Source organism: Nocardia sp. A7, from assembly GCF_046549215.1.
Lineage (GTDB): Bacteria > Actinomycetota > Actinomycetes > Mycobacteriales > Mycobacteriaceae > Nocardia.
Genome location: NZ_JAJPWE010000009.1, coordinates 38,338 through 55,843, shown reverse-complemented (window position 1 = coordinate 55,843; position 17,506 = coordinate 38,338). Strand labels below are relative to the sequence as shown.

The following is a 17,506-nucleotide window of genomic DNA, read 5'->3' as shown; positions in this document are numbered from 1 at the left end:
GCCAGTGTGTGGGTGGGATCAGTAGGTCGGGAGGGCGAATTCCTCGGTGTGGCCGAAGAAGATCTTCTTGGTGAGCGGGCGCATCGGGCGCGACATCATCAGCCGCACATTCACCTTGGCGAGCCGCGTCACCAGCGGCGACTTGGGGATCATCATCGCCATACCGCCACCGGGAATCTCCTTCGCCTTGTCGAGAAACGGCAAGATCTTGTCCTGGTACCGCCGCTGCGCGCCGGCCAGATCATCCGGGGTGGCGGCGATCTCGGCAGCCAGGATGTAGGCACCGACGATCGCCATCGCGGTACCCATGCCGCTCAGCGGGGAGCCAGAGTAGCCCGCGTCGCCGATCAGGGTGACCCGGCCGATGGACAGTTCGGGCACATCGACGCGGGCGACTTCGTCGAAGTAGAAGTCGGGCGTGGAATCCATCGCCGCGAGGATCGCGGGCGCATGCCAGCCCGCGTCGCCGATCGCCTTCCTGATGAGAGCGCGCTGGGCGTCGACGTCGCGGCGCAGAGCCGGATCCTTCGCGGTGCGCAGGGTGATGATCGCCTTGGCGGTGCTCGGGTCGGCGTCGGGACGGATGCCGAGCATGGCACCGGGCACCAAGCGCATGCTGAACCAGCCGGGCTCGACGTCGGCCGGCTTCGGCATGGTGAAGAAGGCACCGTAGCCACCGAGGTTGGTGCTGAAGTTCTCCTCGGGTCCGAAGACAAGCCCACGGGTCGCCGAGTGGACGCCGTCCGCGCCGATCACCAGGTCGAATCGCTCGGTGTTGCCTGCGGCGAAGGTGACGTCCGCGCCGGTGTCGTCCTGGACGATCTTGTCGATCCACTCGCCGTAGCGGTAGTCGAGCTGACCGTTGTCGGCGATCGCCACCGCGTCGAGCAACACCTGGTTCAGATCGCCGCGGGTGATCTCGATTTCGGCGACGGCGCCCTGGCCATCGAAGTCCGCCATCGCCATCCTGGCGTAGATCTTGCCGTCACCGTCGACATAGGACATGCCGCGCTCGTCGAGCTGGTACTCGGCGATGCCCTCCATCAGCCCCATTCGCTCGGCGGCCTCCTTGCTCGGGCCGCGCAGGTCGACGGCCTGACCGCCGGGGCGGGGGACCGCGGCGCGCTCGACGACGGTGGTGCGAATGCCGTTGCGCAGCAACTGGAGTGCGACCGCGTTGCCCGCGATACCGCCACCGGAGACGAGAACGTGGAGGGGGCTGGTGATGCTCATGATGGTGTTTCCCGTCTGATGTACGAATGTCTTAGACATATGTCTAACAAAGTATTGCACGCATGTCTAGAACAAATGTCTAAGACAGTCGGGTAGGCTGCTGAGCATGGGCAACAGGGAAGATCTACTGGCTGGGGCGCGGAAAGTGATTCTGGAGCGCGGCGTCGCGAAGGCGACCGCGCGCGATATCGCCACCGCGGCAGGGGTGAGCCTGGCCGCGATCGGCTACCACTTCGGCTCGAAGGACCGGCTCGTCACCGAGGCGCTCAGTGAGGCGCTCGGCAACTCCATGGGTCAGGCGATGGACGACCTGATCGCCGCGGGCACCGGGAAGTCACCGCTGGAGGGGCTCGCGCTGCTGTGGAACGGGATGCCCGAGGTGTTCGCGGGCAATCACGAGGCGATGTTGGCCAGCCTGGAGAACATCGTTCGGATCGTGCGATCCGACGACGCCCGGGCGCAACTGGGCGACCAGATGTCCGGGGCGTTCGCCGACCTCGGTGCCCACGTGCAGGCGGCGCACCCCGAACTCGATGCGGCACAGGCCGCGGCGATCGGGCGGATGTACTTCGTGATCGCCCAAGGGCTCGGGCTGCTGTGGTTACTGGATCCGGGCGAGGTGGCTGTCGACGGTGATCAGCTCACGGTGGCTGTCCAGGCGCTCGCGGGGAAGTGACCGAGGCCGGTCACGGGCGATGGTAGTGATCGGGCGCTTCTACCCAGAACGGTTGTGCTGACCCGTAAGGTGGTGCGGGCCAACGATAGTCGTCGTAGTCGGCGAATGCCGGTGCGGCCGTGACCAGTTCGCTGTGGGTGACGATCGACGCCGAATCGGGCGGTGTCGCGGCGCGGTGATCGGGGGAGCGGTCGGCCGCGGCCAGCAGCCAGGATGCGGTGCGGGCCAAGGAAACTCGAACAATCCGGCCGAACCCGTCGTCGGCACGAGCCAACAGCGCGTCCATGACACCGGCGGCCAGCAGGTAGCCCGACCCGTGGTCGAGTGCCTGGGCGGGTAGCGCGCCGGGACGATCCGGTGCACCTTCGAGCAGCGAGATGCCCGATGCCGCTTGGACGATGCTGTCGAAACCGCGTCGGTTACCCCAAGACCCGTTCGTGCCCCAGGCGGAGACGGATGCCTCGATCAAGCCGGGACGTCGGGCCGCGCGGACCCCTGCCGCGGCGAGCGCGCCCGGGCGATAGCCGGTGACCAGGACATCCGCCGCATCGAGGAGATCTTCGAAGGTCGCCAGATCGGTGCGCAGGTCGAGCAGCGTGGAGCGCTTGCCCTGGCAGGTGTCAGCGAACTGCCAGTCGATCTCGGGTAGGTGCGGCGGGTCGACGCGAAGTACGTCGGCGCCGAGCAGCGCGAGGGTTCGGGTGGCGACCGGACCTGCGAGGACACGGGTGAGGTCAAGGACGCGGATGCCGGTCAGGGGTCGATCGGTCGTGGCGGTCGCCGACGTGGCGATGCTGAGCCGATCGGTCGGTTGTCGGTCCTGCTCGTCGTCGCGCACATCCATCGCGACCACCGGGCCGGTGGCGGCCGCACGACCCATCGGGCTGGCCGACCATTCGTCTTCGGGACGAACACGGACCGCGAGCGCGCCGAAAGCTGTCGCGGCGTCTTCTATCTCAGCGGCCTTGCTCGTGGACAATCGAGCGGTGAGCTGGGCGGCGTCGCTGTCGGCGGCCAGCTCCAGCGCCGTCAGCAGCCGTTCCCGGTGGTGTGGGTAGTTCGCGTGGGTGCGCACCCATCCGTCGGCGGTGCGAAAGAAACCCGACAGTTCGGCGAAGACCGCGGGTGCGCTGCCGCCTCGACGGAACAGGCGTTCACTGCTGAAGGCCGCGGTCACCCGGTCGGCATCGAGGCGAACCGGGCGGGTGGGCAGGCCCTGTGCGATCCTGATCCGGTTGGCGGCCGCGCTCGCCGCCGCGACCGAGCCCGCAGCGAGCGCCCACACCGGTAGGGTGGCCGCCAACCGCGCACCGGCCTGCGGCACGTCGGCATCGCCCGACGGTGGGAGTCCCAGTCCCGACTCGTAGGCGTGGACGAGCTGCTGCGCGGTGGTCACATCGACCAGCCTAGTTGTGGTGATGACGGTGAGGAGTGTGATGTGGGCGTGAATACGGCTGCGACGGAGTGGGTTCGGCTACTGCGACCTGGCACGTCGGCGTGCGGGCGGCTGACGTGTTTTCCGCCGGGCGGGGGATCGGCGACCTTCTATCGGGCGTTGGCGCGACACATCGGTGCCGGCGTGGAAGTGACGGCGGTGCAGTATCCGGGTCGACAGGACCGCCTCGACGATCCGGCGATCACCGACCTGCATGTGCTCGCCGACCGGATCGCCGCCGACATCGCGCGTCAGCCGGGACCGGCCCGTACGCTGTTCGGCCACAGCATGGGCGCGACCGTGGCCTACGAGACCGCACTGCGACTCGCCGTCGCCGGACAGCCGATCGCCGCGCTCATCGTATCCGGCCGTCCCGCACCGGAATTCGTCGAAACCGCGCGTCTGCACCAGGCCACCGATGGCGCCCTCATCGATGACCTCGAACGGCTGGCGAACGACCCCGCACCGGTGCGACTGCTGCGCACCGAACCGGGTCTGGCCGATCTCGTGCTCCCTGCCGTCCGTGCCGACTACGAGGCGGTCGAAACCTATCGGCACCGGCCGGGACCGCTACTGAGCTGCCCGGTCGTCGCGTTGGTGAGCACCGAGGATCCGACGACGACCGTGGCACAGGCTGAGCAGTGGCGCTCGGTCACCGACGGGCCGTTCAGCCTGCGCACATTCGGTGGCGGGCACTTCTATCTCGACGAACAGCACGCCGCGGTGGCGCAGGAGATCACACGGCACGTGAACTGAGCCGGCGCTGGTACAGGCGCGCGTAGCCGAACCACGACACGAGTACCGCCAGCGCCGCGAGCGCGCGTACCAAGCCGACCGCGCTGTCGGGGTAGATCACCCCGGTCAGGTAGTGGTCGATGAATCCCGCGGCGGGCAACTCGCCCACTCCGGCCTGCCTGCGCGCCCAGTTCTCCGCGTAGGTGAGCGGGCAGTGGAAGCCGATCAGGACGGTGCCGAAACCCCACGCCACGGCCAGCGCGTGCAGGCCGATCGTGCGGGGCCATCGCCACGCCAGGAAGCCGCCGGCGACCACGTACGCGATGAACGCGACGTGGGTGACGGCGAGAACGTCGGCCAACACGCGGAACGGCACCTGTTCAGAATATGTACCCGCTCGCCGACCGCAATGATGATCATGATTCCGGTTCGGCATCGCTTGGACTTCACCAGGGCGAAGGCCGGTAATCCTTCAGGAAGCAGCCGTACAGGTCGACGCCTGCCTCACCCTGCACGATCGGGTCGTAGACGCGAGCGGCGCCGTCGACGAGGTCGAGGGGTGCGTGGAAGCCCTCCTCGGCGAGGCGAACCTTGGTGAAGTGCGGGCGCTCGTCGGTGATCCAACCGGTGTCGACCGCGGTCATCAGGATCGAGTCGGCCTCGAACATCTCGAGCGCGCTGGTGCGGGTGAGCATGTTCAGCGCGGCCTTGGCCATATTCGTGTGCGGATGCCCAGGGCCCTTGTAACCGCGGCCGAACTGGCCTTCCATCGCGGAGACGTTCACTACGTACTTGCGCCTGCCCGCCGCGGCGGCCAGCGCCGGCCGCAACCGTGACACCAGGATGAACGGCGCGACCGAATTGCACAGCTGCACCTCGAGCAGTTCGGTGGCCTCCACCTCGCCGACGGTCTGCACCCAGCTGTTGGTGTGCGCGAGGTCGGGGACGAGACCACCGGCGTCGATGGCCACGCCCGCCGCGATCCGTTCCGGGGTGGCCGAACCGGCGACCAGCGCGAGTTCGGCGACATCGGTGGCCGACAGCGACGGCGTGAGCGAGGCGGTGAGCGCGGTCGGGTGTGCCTGCATGGTCTTGCCGAAGGTGACCATCTCCGGCAGTACACCCGCGGGCAGCGGCGCGGTCTCGGCGTCGACCAGGGCGCTGTAGGCACCGGCCGATCGGCGCACGGTCTGGGCCGCGTTGTTGATCAGGATGTCGAGGGGGCCCTGCGCGGCGACGTCGTCGGCCAGTGCGACGACCTGTGCGGGGTCGCGCAGGTCGATGCCGACGATGCGCAGCCGGTGCAGCCAGTCGGCGCTGTCCTCCATGGCGGCGAAGCGGCGGATCGCGTCGTTGGGGAAGCGGGTGGTGATGGTGGTGTGCGCACCGTCGCGCAGCAGGCGCAATGCGATGTACATGCCGATCTTGGCGCGACCACCGGTGAGCAGGGCGCGCTTGCCGGACAGGTCGGTGCGGGCATCGCGCTTGGTGTGGCTCGCGGCCGCGCAATCGGGGCACAGCTGGTGGTAGAACGCGTCGACCTGGGTGTATTTCTGCTTGCAGATGTAGCAGGGCCGCGCCTTGAGTAGAGTGCCCGCGCTCGCGCCGGAGGTGGACGAGCTGATCGCGATGCCCGCGGTCTCGTCGTCGATACGTTGCGGCGACCCCGTGGCGGTCGCGGCGATGACCGCGCGATCGTTCGACGAGATCTGCTCTCTGGCCTCGATACGCCGACGGTGCTTGAGCTTCTTGAACATGTGCCCGACCGCACGCTGCACAGCGATGGAATCGGGGTGTTCCTTCTCCAGTTGCCCGGCGTGTTCCAGCACCCGCAGACAGGTCGCCAACTCATCCGGATCGATCATGTTCTCGGTCATCGGGGAGTGCGACATTCCTTCGTGCGGGAGCGGTGGACGACATCTATTCTCGCATTCGCCCCGCGAGCGACCCGCTGGGTATCGTGATGGGCCGTCGCCGCAACCGCGCGACGCCTATCGAACTCGACGGAGCACCGCGATTTCCCCGCTGGACACCGACACCGCAGACGCGCCGCGCAGGCGCAGGCTCGAACCCGACGAGCGACGCGCGCAGATCCTGGCCTGTGCCATCGACATGTTCGGCGAACGGCCCTACGCGGCGGTGTCGACCGCGGAACTGGCCCAGCGCGCGGGGGTGGCGCGCGGCCTGATCAACCACTACTTCGGCAACAAGCGCGACCTGTACCTGGCGGTCGTGCGTCGCATGGTGACCCTGCCGCGTCAGGACAAGGTCTCCATCCCCGACGGCACACCGGGCGAGCGGGTCGACGCGATCGTGGGCTGGCTGCTGGACACCATCGCCGAACACGGCACCACCTGGGTGAAGGTCACCAGCCACGAGGGCGTCGGTGACGACCCCGAAGTGCAGCAAATCCTCGACCAGGCCGACGACGCCGCCGCCGAACGCATGCTGGTGATGATCGGACGCGCCGAGCTGGCACACAGTGCGCCATTGCGCGCGCTGGTGCTCGCCTACGCGGGCCTGGTGAAGGTCGCCGGGCGCGAATGGATCACCCGCGGCACGCTCACCAGGACGCAGGTGCATCAACTGCTGGCCGACACGCTGCTGACGATGATCACCGTGACGATTCCGAGCGTGCTGGCCACCGAGCCGATACCGAGCGTGGAACCGGGCGAACGCTAGGAATCGAGCGCGTGCGCCGAGTGCCGCATCGCGACCACCGCACTTCTGACGCTGTGGGCCGGCACGGCCGGTTGCGTAACCGTCGGCATGGAGATCCTCGGCTAACGGTCGGTCTACCGGAGGCGTGCTGTTGGTCGTGGAATCCTTCTCGTGAGCAGGGGTGGAGACAATGGTTGACCAGTTGACCAGCATGAACCTGATCCGGTCACCTGTGCAGAGGCGATAGCTGGCTCGTTACCCGGGGGGCTGCGGCGAAATTACGTGTTATATCACTGTGACCCTATTTCGCGTTTGAGCTGTGCTACCGGGGTCCGAGTCCCTATTCTCGTCGCGTAACCCGGCGTCGCACCTGTTTCGTGCGCGCCCGGGGAGATCGGAGAGGGACCCGGGGTTGATGGCACGGTATGAGGAATGGGATGACGACCCCGAGCACGAGTCCGATGATCGGCGGTGGGACGGCCAGCGCTGGCCGCAGGTGAGTGCGGACGAAGCCGCAGGGGGTCGTCGCGGGGATCAGCCGCGCGTGAATCCGTATGCGATGGTGGCGCTCGCCGCCGCGCTGGTGGTGCTGTTCCCGATCGCGATCGTGTTCGGGCTGCTGTCGTTCGGGCATCCGCGCGGGCGGGGGATCGCGGTATTGGCCTTGCTGCTCGGCATTTCCGAGGCGGCGGTCGCGGCCACGATCGGGCTCGCGGTGTTCGGCGGGCTGGAGGTGTCGATTCCGACGCTGGCACAGTCGGCGACCTCGACGCCGATGCCGGTGACGGTGTCGGTCACCTCCCAGGGCGCGCCGACGGCGACCCAACCCGTCCCGGTGACGAGCCCGCCCGAGAAGGGCAGTGTCGTCGAGAAGGGCACGGAGTGTGCCGCGGAGAAGGTAGGTCTGCTCGGCGTCGCCGCAGACGGTGCGACATTGCTGTGTCTGCGCGGACCGAGCGGCTACACCTGGTCGGGACCGTTCCGGGTGTCGGGGTCGTACTACACCGCGGGTGCGAAATGCGATCCCTCGGTGGACAAGTCGGGCCGCACCTCCGACAACCATGCGCTCGTGTGCGAGGGCAAGGGCAGTGCCGCGGTCTGGTCGCCTTGGACCACCGCCGAATAGACCCGGCCTCCGCATCTGGTCTGCCGGATCCGCGGCCGGCGCTCAGTCCTTCTTGGCCCGGCTCGGTTGTACGCGCGGCGGCTCGTTCGGCATCTTCGGGTACTGCGGGGGCCACGGTGCGTCCATCAGGCCCGCTGCCATGTCGCGCTCCGACATCTCCAGCAGCGGTGCGATCGACTGCGGTGCCCGGTTCGCCCACGGATCACCCGATTCGGCGAGCCGGGCGGGCACGGTGGCGAGCGTGAGTTCGTCGGGGACCACGGTGTCGAGTTCGGCCCAGGTGATCGGCGTCGACACCTGACCGCCGACCTTCGGCCGCACCGACCAGGCACCGAAAACGGTCTTGTGCGGTGCGTTCTGGTTGAAGTCGATGAACACCCGCGCGCCGCGCTCCTCTTTCCACCACTGCGCGGTGATCTCGTCGGGGTGCCTGCGTTCGAGTTCCCTGGCCATCGCCACCGCGGCCGCGCGCACCTCGTAACCGTCCCACCGCGGTTCCAGCGCGGCGTAGATGTGCAGCCCACGCGAACCCGAGGTCTTGATGGACGAGTCGATGCCGAGTTCGGTCAGCAGCTCGCGAGTGCGCACCGCGGCCCGGCGTAGATCGTCGAAACCGATGCCGGGCGAGGGATCGAGGTCGACGCGCAGTTCGTCGGCGATCCGCAGATCGGGGACGTGATTGGGCCACACGTGAAAACCGAGGCAGCCCTGATTCACCGCCCACAGGATGTGCGCGAGATCGTGGGCGACCAGTGCGTCGCTGGTGGTGCCGTTCGGGGTGGACACCTCGACGGTCCGCAGCCAGTCCGGCGCCGACTTCGGCACTCGCTTCTGGAACCACGATTTGCCCGACGCGCCGTCGGGATAACGTTCCAGCAGCAGCGGGCGGCCACCGATCACGCCGAGCAGCGGGTCGGCGACCGCCCGGTAGTAATTGACCAGGTCGAGCTTCGTCTCGCCGCGTTTGGTGAAGTAGATCTTGTCGGGATTGCTGATCGTCAGCGCGCGGCCGTCGATGTCGAGTTCCAGCGCGGCGCTCATCGGCCGATCCCGAAGATCGCGTCGAGCTCGGCGGGTGCCACTTCGTCGAGTTGGGCATAGGTGCACGAATCGGGGGTGCGGTCGGGTCGGAACCGGGCCAGCCGACCGCCGTGGCGGAACCGTCCCGACTGCACGTGCTCGTAGCGCACCTCGGCGACCAGCTCCGGCCGCAACGGTTCCCACGACAGGTCTTTGCCGCCGCTCCACCGACTCTGCCCGCCGGGCATCTTGCCGTCGGCGTTGGCCTGTGCGACGGCATCGGCCCAGTTGCGCCACGGATGGTCGTCGAGTGCGTTCTCGCGCAAGGGCGCCAGCTCGCCGAGCAGCTCGCGGCGCCGGGCCGCGGTGAAACTCGATGCCACGCCGACGTGATTGAGGTTGCCCTCGTCGTCGAACAGCCCGAGCAGCAGCGAACCGACGCCCTCGCCGTCCTTGTGCATCCGGTATCCGGCGACCACACAGTCGGCGGTGCGTTCGTGCTTGATCTTGAGCATCACTCGCTTGTCCTGCAGGTAGGCCTGCTCGTCGGACTTGGCCATCACGCCGTCGAAGCCCGCGCCCTCGAATCGGGTGAACCAGTCCTGCGCCACGTCGGGATCTCGGGTGATCGGCGTGAGATGGATCCGGCCCGGCGCAGCCTCCAGCAACGATTCGAGTTCACGCCGCCGCTCGACGAACGGGTCGGTCGTGAGATCGCGATCGCCGAGGGCGAGCAGATCGAAGGCGACGAAACTGGCTGGTGTCTCCACCGCGAGCTTGTTCACCCGCGAAGCAGCCGGATGCAACCGCTGCTGCAAGGTATCGAAATCCAGGCCCTGATCGGTGACGACCACGATCTCCCCGTCCACGACGCAGCGTTGCGGCAGCGCGGCTTTGAGCAGCTCGGCCAACTCGGGGAAATACCGGGTGAGCGGGCGATCGTTGCGCGAACCGAGTTCGATCTCGGCACCGTCGCGGAACACGATGCAGCGGAAGCCGTCCCACTTCGGCTCATAACTGAGTCCAGGCTCGCGCGGTAACGACGGGGTCGACTTGGCCAGCATGGGGCGCACTGGCGGCATCACCGGTAGATCCATCCGATCCTCCTCGCGGGTGTGTTCACCCGTGTCGACGATGCGAGCACGCCCGATTAATCGGTGTGTGAGGCGATCGTAGGACGAGGTACCGACAGGTGCGCGCAAGATCGGGTGCGCGGTGTCGCGATCAGCTGTCGAGCCAGCCGCGCTCGTCGGCGAAGATGGTGAACCGGTCGCGGATGGTGATGATCTCGGCCGCGGTGAGCGCGGGCGAGGCCTCCAACAGCAGTTCGGTGATCTGCTGACGCAGTTCGTCGGGACCGAGCCGGTCGCCGGTCTTGCGCACCTTCGGTGCCGCGACGGGCTGGCCGACCGCGGTCAGGTTGATCGCCTTGGGGCCACGGTCACCCTCGGTCACATCGAATTCGAACAGGCGACCCTGACGCAGTTCGTCCTCGTCGAGGCCGATGTCGTTGACGTGGACGAAAACATCGGGCCCGCCGTCATCGGGCCGGATGAAGCCGAAACCCCGTGAACCGTCGAACGACACCAATTTCCCGATGGACACCAACACACTCCTCGTTCCGCTTCCCATCGCTACTCTAACGCGGCTTTTGGGCGATTTCGCCCGGAAAGTGGATAGTCGGCGAAATCTGGAGATCCGCGATCCGGGCGGGCCGACCGTGCATTGTCACGATCCGGTAACTGCATGTTCATGTCGGGTCGTTAGCGTTGCGCACCTGTCGGACGGTGTGGAGGTTGTAGACGCGTGTTGGACCCCGGTGTGGGGATGAGATCGGGGGGATTCGACGCAGGTCGCGGCGTTCTGATGGCGACGGCGCGCACGGGAAGTGCCCCGGTGTGTCTGCGGCCCACCGCCGCACCGGTCCTCGCGCCACGCCCGTGTCCGGCCCATGTGCCGCTCGCGCCCGCCCAGGAGCGGATGTGGCAGGCCGCCCGGCTCGGCCGGTCGGCGGACTGGAATGTCGCGCGGGCCATGCGCTTGCGCGGCGCGTCCGTCGATGTGGCCGCGCTGCGTGCGGCGCTGACCCTGCTTGTCGCCCGCCATGTTCCGCTGCGCACGCGTTATCCGGTGACCGAGCACGGCCCCGCCCAACAGGTGGTCGATCCCGACGAGGTCGTTCTCGACGTGGTCGAATGTGGCGTCGGTGAAGCCGAACTCGCGCCCGCGGTCGCCGCGCTGGCCGAGCAACCCTTCGACCTCACCCGCGACCTGCCGGTGCGGGCGCGGCTGTTCGTACTCGGACCCGACGACGTAGTGCTCGCCCTTGTCGTGCACCACATCTCGGTCGACGGCCGGTCCATGGCCCCGCTGATCCGCGACCTGGTCACCGCCTACCTGGCCTGCCGCGCGGGCACCTCCCCGCAATGGCCACCGCTGCCGGTCAGCTACATCGACTACACCCTGTGGAAGCACGAGCAGCTCGGTGAGTTCACCGACGAGTGGAGCCGCGCCACCCATCAGCTGCGCTACTGGGCCAACGCACTGGCGGGTCGCCCCGCCCTGCTCGACCTGCCCGCGCGCGAACAGCCCGTACCCTCGATCGACCCGGTTGCCGGTGCGCTGCTGCCGATTTCGTTCGATGCCGCGACGCACGCAGGCCTGCTGCGGGTGGCGCAGGACGCGCGGGCGAGTCTGTTCATGGTGTTGCAGGCCGCGTTCGCCCTCACCATCGGCGCCGTCGCCCGCACCTGCGATGTCACTGTCGCCACGGCGATCTCGGGTCGCGATCACCGTCTGCTCGACGACCTCGTCGGCAATTTCTCCGACGACGTGCTGATGCGGGTTCGCCTCGACCGCGCGGCCGATGTCGGCGAGCTCCTCGATCAGGTCCGCCGGGTCGCGCTCGCCGCCTACGCCCACCCCGACACTCCCAACCCCCGCCTCAAACGCTGCCTGCCGCAGGACGCCGCGCTCCCGCTGTTCCAGGCGACCCTCATCCTCCAGCGCGCCGAGGCGCCACGCGTCACCGCCGAACGAATACCGGCACAGGGCCTTTCGATCACCGAGGTGCCGACCGGTGTGGTCAGGGCCAAACACGACCTCGAGTTCGGGCTCACCGATCACTACGACCAGCTCGGCGCGCCTGCCGGGGTCGACGGGTCGTTCCTCTATCCGATCGCCCGGTTCGACGAGGCGACCGCACAGCACTTCGTCGCCCGCTTCCGTGCGGTCGTCGAAATGCTCGCCGATGGGTACCGCGGCCCACTGGCCGTCTTGCTGGCCGGTACCGGCCACGGTCGTTCGCTGCGCGCCGCCCGCCGCGCGACCAGGGTGCTCGTCTGATCAGCTGCCGCGCTCCATGGCGTAGCCGGCGTCGCGCCACGCGACGATGCCACCCGCGAGGCTGAACGCGTCATAGCCCGCGCGGTGGGCCAGCGCGGCGAAGCGCAGTGAGGTCTCGCCCACGGGGCAGACGAACACCACCGGCCGCGACCGTGGAAACGGCACGCCCTGGGTGAGCATGTCGTCGAGCTGGTCGTCGCGGATATTGAGTGCGCCGGGGACGTGCCCGACTCGGTAGGCCATCGCGCCACGGGTGTCGACCACGGTGGGTCTGCCGGTGCGGTCGAGTTCGGCCAGTGCGGCGGGCGACAGCGTCGGCGCGGTGTCGTCGGGGCTCGGAGGCGCCGGTGCGGTCGGCTTGCCGAACAGGTCCGGCCTGCGTTTGGCGAAGTAGGACAGATACGGTTCGATCCGGTCACACACGATCAACACGGCCACCAGTGGGCGGCCCTCGGGTCGCGGTGTCGCGGCCAGGGTCCGCAAAGCGGCGAAATAGCCTGCGCCGCTTGTCGGTCCGGCGAGGACGCCGTAGCCGCGGGCAAGGTCGAGGGTCGACTCGATGGCAGCGGCGGAGTCGACGGTGACGATCTGGTCGTAGAAATCCGGACGGAACAGGCCGACATCCCACATCTCACGCTCGGAACGAATGCCAGGAATGAAATCGAAGCGGTCCGACACCACGCCGATGGTGCGCAGCCCCGGATGATGGGCGCGCAGTGCGGTCGCGGTGCCGCGGGTGGAGCCGGTGGTGCCGAGACCGCCGATCAGGTAGTCGAGGTGGCCGATGCCCGCGTCGGCCAGTTCGGTGGCGATCTCGGTGCCGGTGCCGTCGTGATGGGCGGCGATATTGCGCTCGTTCGTGTACTGCGAGGGGTGATACCAACGGTCGGGCGCCTGGCCGACGGTCTGCTCGATGACGGCCGAAACATCGTCGGCCGCATGCGGATCGGGGCACTCGGACAGGCCGGGGAGTTCCACGATCTCGGTGCCGAGCAGTTGCAGCAGCTGGCGGACTTCGCCCACCCTGATCCGGTTGGTGACCGCGCGCAGCCCGATGCCGTGGAGCGCGCCGAGTACCCGCAGCGCTTTGGCGGTGTTGCCGCTGGAGGCCTCGATGAGCGACTGCCCGCTCGCGGTCATGTGCTCGAGGTCGTCGCGGATCATCGCCCAGGCGACGCGGTCCTTGACTGAACCGAAAGGGTTGTGCGACTCCAGTTTCGCGTACAGGTCGACATCGGGTAGTCCGTGGACGGCGGGGTCGAGGCGCAGGAGGGGAGTGTTGCCGATCAGCTCGGTGATGTGGGTGTAGACCATCACTGGTCCCCGGGTCGGTAGTCGGCATCGGGACAGACCGCGAACTGGTTGTCGCGTTGCAGCACTGCGACTTTCATCGGAACCGGGTGCATGCTCGCCTGTGCGGCCGACAAGTCCATGTGGTAGGCGGCGGTATTGGCGAAGACCACCGGATCGCCGGGGGACGGTAACCGCTCGACTCGCACCTGCCGCTGGGTGATCAGGTCGCGCTCGAGGCACAGACGGCCGGCGAAGTACACACCGGCGGGGTCGGAGCGGGCGTTGTCACCGAGCACGATCGGATCGATGAGCACCTCCTGGTCGGCGGCGGTGACGGTGTCGCGGCTGAGATCCAGATGTACCAGCGTCGCGCCGTTGCCCGCCTGTTTGACGAATTCGACCTGCGCCACGGTGATTCCGGCGTGGTCGACCATTGCCTTGCCCGGTTCGAGCCACAGCTCGAGCAGATTGTCGGTGAGCACCGTCCCCAGTGCGCGACCGCCGTGCCCGGGGAGTGGGGCGGCGAGTAGTTCGGCGAGGATCGCGGCGGCGGGTTCGGTATTGGCGTACTTGTGGAACACCGGCCCGCCGTGCACCATGCCCTCGGCGACGTGGTAGCCGAAAGTGTTGTTGCCCCAGTGCATCGCGGGTCCCCGCCCGAGCAGACCTGCCCGCAGTGCGTGGTCGTAGGCGTCGTAGCCCGCGGCGTCGGCGGTGAAGACCTGGCGCAGGCCGCCGCCGATATCGAGCACTGTCGGCGCCAGGCCGTGCTCGTAGGCTCGTTCGATCAGTTCGAGACAGTCACCGACGGCGTTGACCCGTTCCGTGGTGGCAGCGGTGTCGAGGTGAAAGGCGAAACCCGACAACCGCAACCGATCTCGGTGCCGTACGAGCAGATCCATGGCCGTCGTGATGTCTGCCAGATCGATGCCGAACCGACTCGGCGAGCTACCGAGGAAGCCCGAAACCCGCAGCAGCACCTGGACTGCGCGACCCGGCGGTGCAAGCTCGGCGAGGGTGTCGAGTTCCCAGAGGTTGTCCACGTTCACCGTCGCCCCCGCGGTCAGTGCCGCCCCCAGCACCGCGGCCCCTTTCGGCCCGGTCACCTCGATCCGGTCGCCACGAAATCCGGCATCCAGTGCGGAACGCAGCTCCTGCGCGGACGCCACATCGACCGAAATCCCCGCCTGCTCGGCGGTGCGGACGAACGTCACCGAGCGATTCACTTTGTGCGCGTAGCAGATTCGGTGCCGGACACCGCCTGCGTCGAGCACGGCTCTCAGCGCGGCGAGGTTGGCGGTGAAGACCTGGGGGAACACCAGGTGCAGGGGCGAGCCGTAGCGGCGCAGCGCCGCCCGCACGCCGTCGCGGTCGGTGAGAAACGCGGCGACGAGCGGATGCAGCGCGGCGGGAACGGCGGGCGGGATCATCCCACCGACGCGCCGGGCACCTGCGCCGGCACGTCGTCGACCGGGTTGTAGCCGCCGTCGCGCAGTGCCTCGAACACCCGGAACCGGTTGCGCGGACTGCGAATCCGGGCGATCACCCGCTTGGATTCCAGGTCGACCTCGACGACAGGGATATCCATCGACTCGAGCAGCGCGGTGATCGTGCGGACACAGTGCCGGCAGCTCATATCGGGTACGTAGAAGACACCGTCATCGTGCTCGGTTCCGGACAGCTCCTCGGTAAGGTTCTCGACCACCTCCACCGAGTTCGCCAGTGCGGCGAATGTCTCGACGAACCGGTCGGCGACCGCGGCCAGCACCTGCACGCCCGCGCCGTCGATATCGTGCTGCGTCGCAGCGAGACAGGTGGGTCGGGTGTCGGCGGGGAGCAGCGCGTACTGCCGAGAGATCAGGTCGAGGTCGTCGTGGTACTTCGCGACGGCAGTCTCACTGTCGAGGCCTTCCTCGGTGGTCGCGCGCCGCATCACCGCGTGCGCGTCGGCGATGGTGGCGTCCTTCATCGCGCGCAGGACCGCGATCGAGTCGGCGGTGTAGCGCACGGACCCGTCGGGTTGGATGGCCAATCGCACCGGGATCATCCCGCGCCGGAAGGTCGACGCCTGCAACTCCCAGAACCAGCGGGTTGCGACGGCGGTGAAGATGCCGGAATCATTGATCCCCCTGGTGAATTCGACGACGTCGCGATAGGGGGTGTCGGCGGCGATCAGTCCGTGCTGCACCAGCGCCCGTCCGGTGGCCTCGATCCCGACCCGGAAGATCTCGTGCGGATCGTGATCGGTGGTGGTCGCGAACAGGACAGCGTGATCAGGGGCGGGCAGCGCCGCGGCTCGTTCCGGCAGGCCGGACTCGGCAAGCGAATGCCACAGCGCGAGAACGGTTTCCCTGGCGATCACCGCGAGTTCGGGACCTGCGCCGGCGGTATGGAAGTACCCGGTGTTGGGGATGCCCGCGCTGTCGGTCCAGGTGAGGCGGTGGGTGGCGCTGGTCACCTGGTCGGGGCGGCACGGTCGCATGAACCGTTCCAGGTACATCCGCTGGGGCAGCGTCAGCGCGCTGTTCGGTTCGGGCCGTAAAGCAGTGGCGCGGAGAGTAATGCAGACGGGAGGCGGCGGTTCGGTGGCGGCGAAGAGCCCGGGGGCGGCCAGTCGGGCCAGTACCCGGGACGCGGCGCGGCGATCGTAGTGCTGCACGGGGGGCGTACCCATCATTCCTCCTCGGCGTCGGGGCAGGTCGAGTCAGCGCCCGGCGATGCCGGACACACAGGTGACGAATCGGTCGATCTCGTCGAGGGTGTTGTAGAGCTGCGTACTCACCCGCACCGACCCGCTCCCGGCGGCGGCCGAAGGCACACAGTGTGCCCCGGTGCGCACGAGGAACCCGGCATCGGCCAGCACGAACCCGAGATCGGCCGCGGTGATCCCGTCGAGGGTGAACGAGACGATGCCATAGCCCACAGCGCACGCGGCGTGCGCGGGCCCGGCGAGGAAATCGAGCCCGGGAACCTCGCGTAGTCCCTCGATGAGCCGCAGGGTGAGCACCCGGTTGTGCGCGGCGACAGCGTATCGGTCGAGTTCGTCCAGTAGGTCGAAAGCCGGTGCCAGGGAGAGGATTCCGGGAATATTGGGAGTGCCACCCTCGAGTAGCTCGGGCATCCCGGTGCCGACGAGACCGGCTTCGGTGATCCTGACCCCGGACTGTCCGCCCGGCAGGAAGGGGCGCAGTCGTTCGTGTACCCGGCGATGGCAGTACAGCAGGCCGGTGCCGGGCGCGCCGAACATCTTGTGGCCCGCGAAGATCGCGAAATCGGCGCGTAGCGCGCGCACGTCGACAGGCAGGTGCCCACCGCTCTGCGAGCAGTCGAAGCACAGCAGGATCTCGGGGTCGATCCGGCCGTGCAACTCCTCGAGGGTGGTGAGCCCGCCGAACACGTGGTGCAGGTGGCTGGTGGTGATCAGCCGGGTGCGCGGACCGACCTGCGCGAGGATGTCTTCGACATCGGCCTCGCCGGTCGCCGTGCTTCGATAGGGCCGCAACACGATTCGACGGCCGAACCTGGCGAGGGTGTCGCGCAGGTGGTGCCACGGCAGCACATTGGCGGCGTGATCGGCGGGGTTGTAGAGGATTTCGTCGCCGTCGTTCAGCTCGGCCAGCCCCCAGCTGTGCGCGATCGTGCCGAGCGCGGCGGTGGCCCCGCTGGTGAACACGATCTCGTCGCGGTGCTGCGCGCCGACGAAACCGGCGGCCCTGGTGCGGACGGCGGCGATCCGCGCCGACAGCGAGGTGGCCCAACCGTAGGTGCCGCGGCCCACATTGGCGGTGTGCTCGCGGTGGTAGTCGGTGACGGCCGCGATGACGGTGTCGGGCTTCTGAGTCGTCGCGGCGCTGTCGAGATAGACCATGGCGGGATCGGCCAGAGCGGGAAACCGCGTCCGAATCGTGGCGGGCACCGGTGGGGGCGCGTGCCGCATTACCGAGGCTGCGGCGAGCTCGGGTTGGGCGGGGTGCACCTGTTC

General features: G+C 68.3%; 16 protein-coding genes. 5 read left to right on the top strand and 11 right to left on the bottom strand.

What is annotated here, in order from left to right:
• Positions 1-18 precede the first annotated feature (18 nt).
• A complete protein-coding gene (locus ACLJPD_RS31975; RefSeq protein WP_410877188.1) occupies positions 19-1,233 on the bottom strand; it encodes an FAD-dependent monooxygenase in 1,215 nt (404 codons plus the stop codon).
• 106 nt (positions 1,234-1,339) lie between these two features.
• On the opposite strand from ACLJPD_RS31975, the gene ACLJPD_RS31970 reads away from it, so the two are divergent.
• A complete protein-coding gene (locus tag ACLJPD_RS31970) occupies positions 1,340-1,909 on the top strand; it encodes a TetR/AcrR family transcriptional regulator (RefSeq protein WP_410877187.1) in 570 nt (189 codons plus the stop codon).
• 10 nt (positions 1,910-1,919) lie between these two features.
• Here the strand turns inward: ACLJPD_RS31970 and ACLJPD_RS31965 are convergent, their stop codons facing one another.
• Positions 1,920-3,305: a CoA transferase gene (locus ACLJPD_RS31965; protein ID WP_410877186.1), complete on the bottom strand. Its 1,386-nt coding sequence runs from the start codon at positions 3,303-3,305 to the stop codon at positions 1,920-1,922.
• Positions 3,306-3,347: 42 nt separating this feature from the next.
• Here ACLJPD_RS31965 and ACLJPD_RS31960 point away from each other — a divergent pair, with 42 nt between their 5' ends.
• Positions 3,348-4,100 carry a thioesterase II family protein gene (locus ACLJPD_RS31960; protein WP_410877185.1) on the top strand — a complete coding sequence of 251 codons (753 nt, stop codon included), beginning with the start codon at positions 3,348-3,350 and terminating at the stop codon, positions 4,098-4,100.
• Here ACLJPD_RS31960 and ACLJPD_RS31955 read toward each other — a convergent pair.
• Both ACLJPD_RS31955 and ACLJPD_RS31950 read right to left on the bottom strand, forming a co-directional pair.
• Positions 4,081-4,455: a DUF2784 domain-containing protein gene (locus ACLJPD_RS31955; RefSeq protein ID WP_410877184.1), complete on the bottom strand. Its 375-nt coding sequence runs from the start codon at positions 4,453-4,455 to the stop codon at positions 4,081-4,083. The genes ACLJPD_RS31960 and ACLJPD_RS31955 overlap by 20 nt on opposite strands.
• A 70-nt stretch (positions 4,456-4,525) precedes the next feature.
• Positions 4,526-5,956 (bottom strand): SDR family NAD(P)-dependent oxidoreductase, encoded by a 1,431-nt coding sequence (locus tag ACLJPD_RS31950; protein WP_410877183.1) that lies wholly within the window; start codon positions 5,954-5,956, stop codon positions 4,526-4,528.
• 235 nt (positions 5,957-6,191) lie between these two features.
• Between ACLJPD_RS31950 and ACLJPD_RS31945 the strand changes: the two genes are divergently transcribed.
• Together ACLJPD_RS31945 and ACLJPD_RS31940 are read left to right on the top strand one after the other, a co-directional pair.
• Complete coding sequence (locus ACLJPD_RS31945; protein WP_410877182.1) at positions 6,192-6,761, top strand: TetR/AcrR family transcriptional regulator; 570 nt, start codon at positions 6,192-6,194, stop codon at positions 6,759-6,761.
• 394 nt (positions 6,762-7,155) lie between these two features.
• On the top strand, positions 7,156-7,866 hold the full coding sequence (locus ACLJPD_RS31940; protein WP_410877181.1) for a hypothetical protein: 711 nt from the start codon (positions 7,156-7,158) through the stop codon (positions 7,864-7,866).
• 42 nt (positions 7,867-7,908) lie between these two features.
• Here ACLJPD_RS31940 and ligD read toward each other — a convergent pair whose 3' ends face one another.
• The 3 genes from ligD to ACLJPD_RS31925 all read right to left on the bottom strand — a co-directional run bounded on the left by ligD (position 7,909) and on the right by ACLJPD_RS31925 (position 10,497).
• Positions 7,909-8,907 carry a non-homologous end-joining DNA ligase gene (gene ligD / locus ACLJPD_RS31935; RefSeq protein WP_410877180.1) on the bottom strand — a complete coding sequence of 333 codons (999 nt, stop codon included), beginning with the start codon at positions 8,905-8,907 and terminating at the stop codon, positions 7,909-7,911.
• Entirely contained in the window at positions 8,904-9,983 is a 1,080-nt protein-coding gene (locus ACLJPD_RS31930) for an ATP-dependent DNA ligase (RefSeq protein WP_410877179.1), read from the bottom strand. Before ACLJPD_RS31930 ends, ligD begins: the two co-directional genes overlap by 4 nt.
• 127 nt (positions 9,984-10,110) lie before the next feature.
• Positions 10,111-10,497 carry a cold shock domain-containing protein gene (locus ACLJPD_RS31925; RefSeq protein WP_410877178.1) on the bottom strand — a complete coding sequence of 129 codons (387 nt, stop codon included), beginning with the start codon at positions 10,495-10,497 and terminating at the stop codon, positions 10,111-10,113.
• Positions 10,498-10,713: 216 nt separating this feature from the next.
• Between ACLJPD_RS31925 and ACLJPD_RS31920 the strand changes: the two genes are divergently transcribed.
• Positions 10,714-12,231 carry a condensation domain-containing protein gene (locus ACLJPD_RS31920; RefSeq protein WP_410877177.1) on the top strand — a complete coding sequence of 506 codons (1,518 nt, stop codon included), beginning with the start codon at positions 10,714-10,716 and terminating at the stop codon, positions 12,229-12,231.
• On the opposite strand, the gene ACLJPD_RS31915 is transcribed toward ACLJPD_RS31920, so the two are convergent.
• From ACLJPD_RS31915 to ACLJPD_RS31900, 4 genes are read right to left on the bottom strand one after another with little or no spacing between them, the layout of a single operon-like run.
• A complete protein-coding gene (locus ACLJPD_RS31915; protein ID WP_410877176.1) occupies positions 12,232-13,545 on the bottom strand; it encodes a pyridoxal-phosphate dependent enzyme in 1,314 nt (437 codons plus the stop codon).
• The gene (locus tag ACLJPD_RS31910; RefSeq protein WP_410877175.1) at positions 13,545-14,954 is read right to left on the bottom strand and encodes a decarboxylase; all 1,410 of its coding nucleotides are present in this window, start codon (positions 14,952-14,954) and stop codon (positions 13,545-13,547) included. Before ACLJPD_RS31910 ends, ACLJPD_RS31915 begins: the two co-directional genes overlap by 1 nt.
• A complete protein-coding gene (locus tag ACLJPD_RS31905; protein WP_410877174.1) occupies positions 14,951-16,198 on the bottom strand; it encodes a heavy-metal-associated domain-containing protein in 1,248 nt (415 codons plus the stop codon). Before ACLJPD_RS31905 ends, ACLJPD_RS31910 begins: the two co-directional genes overlap by 4 nt.
• 30 nt (positions 16,199-16,228) lie before the next feature.
• A complete protein-coding gene (locus ACLJPD_RS31900; protein WP_410877173.1) occupies positions 16,229-17,500 on the bottom strand; it encodes an aminotransferase class V-fold PLP-dependent enzyme in 1,272 nt (423 codons plus the stop codon).
• Between the last annotated feature and the right edge of the window lie 6 nt (positions 17,501-17,506).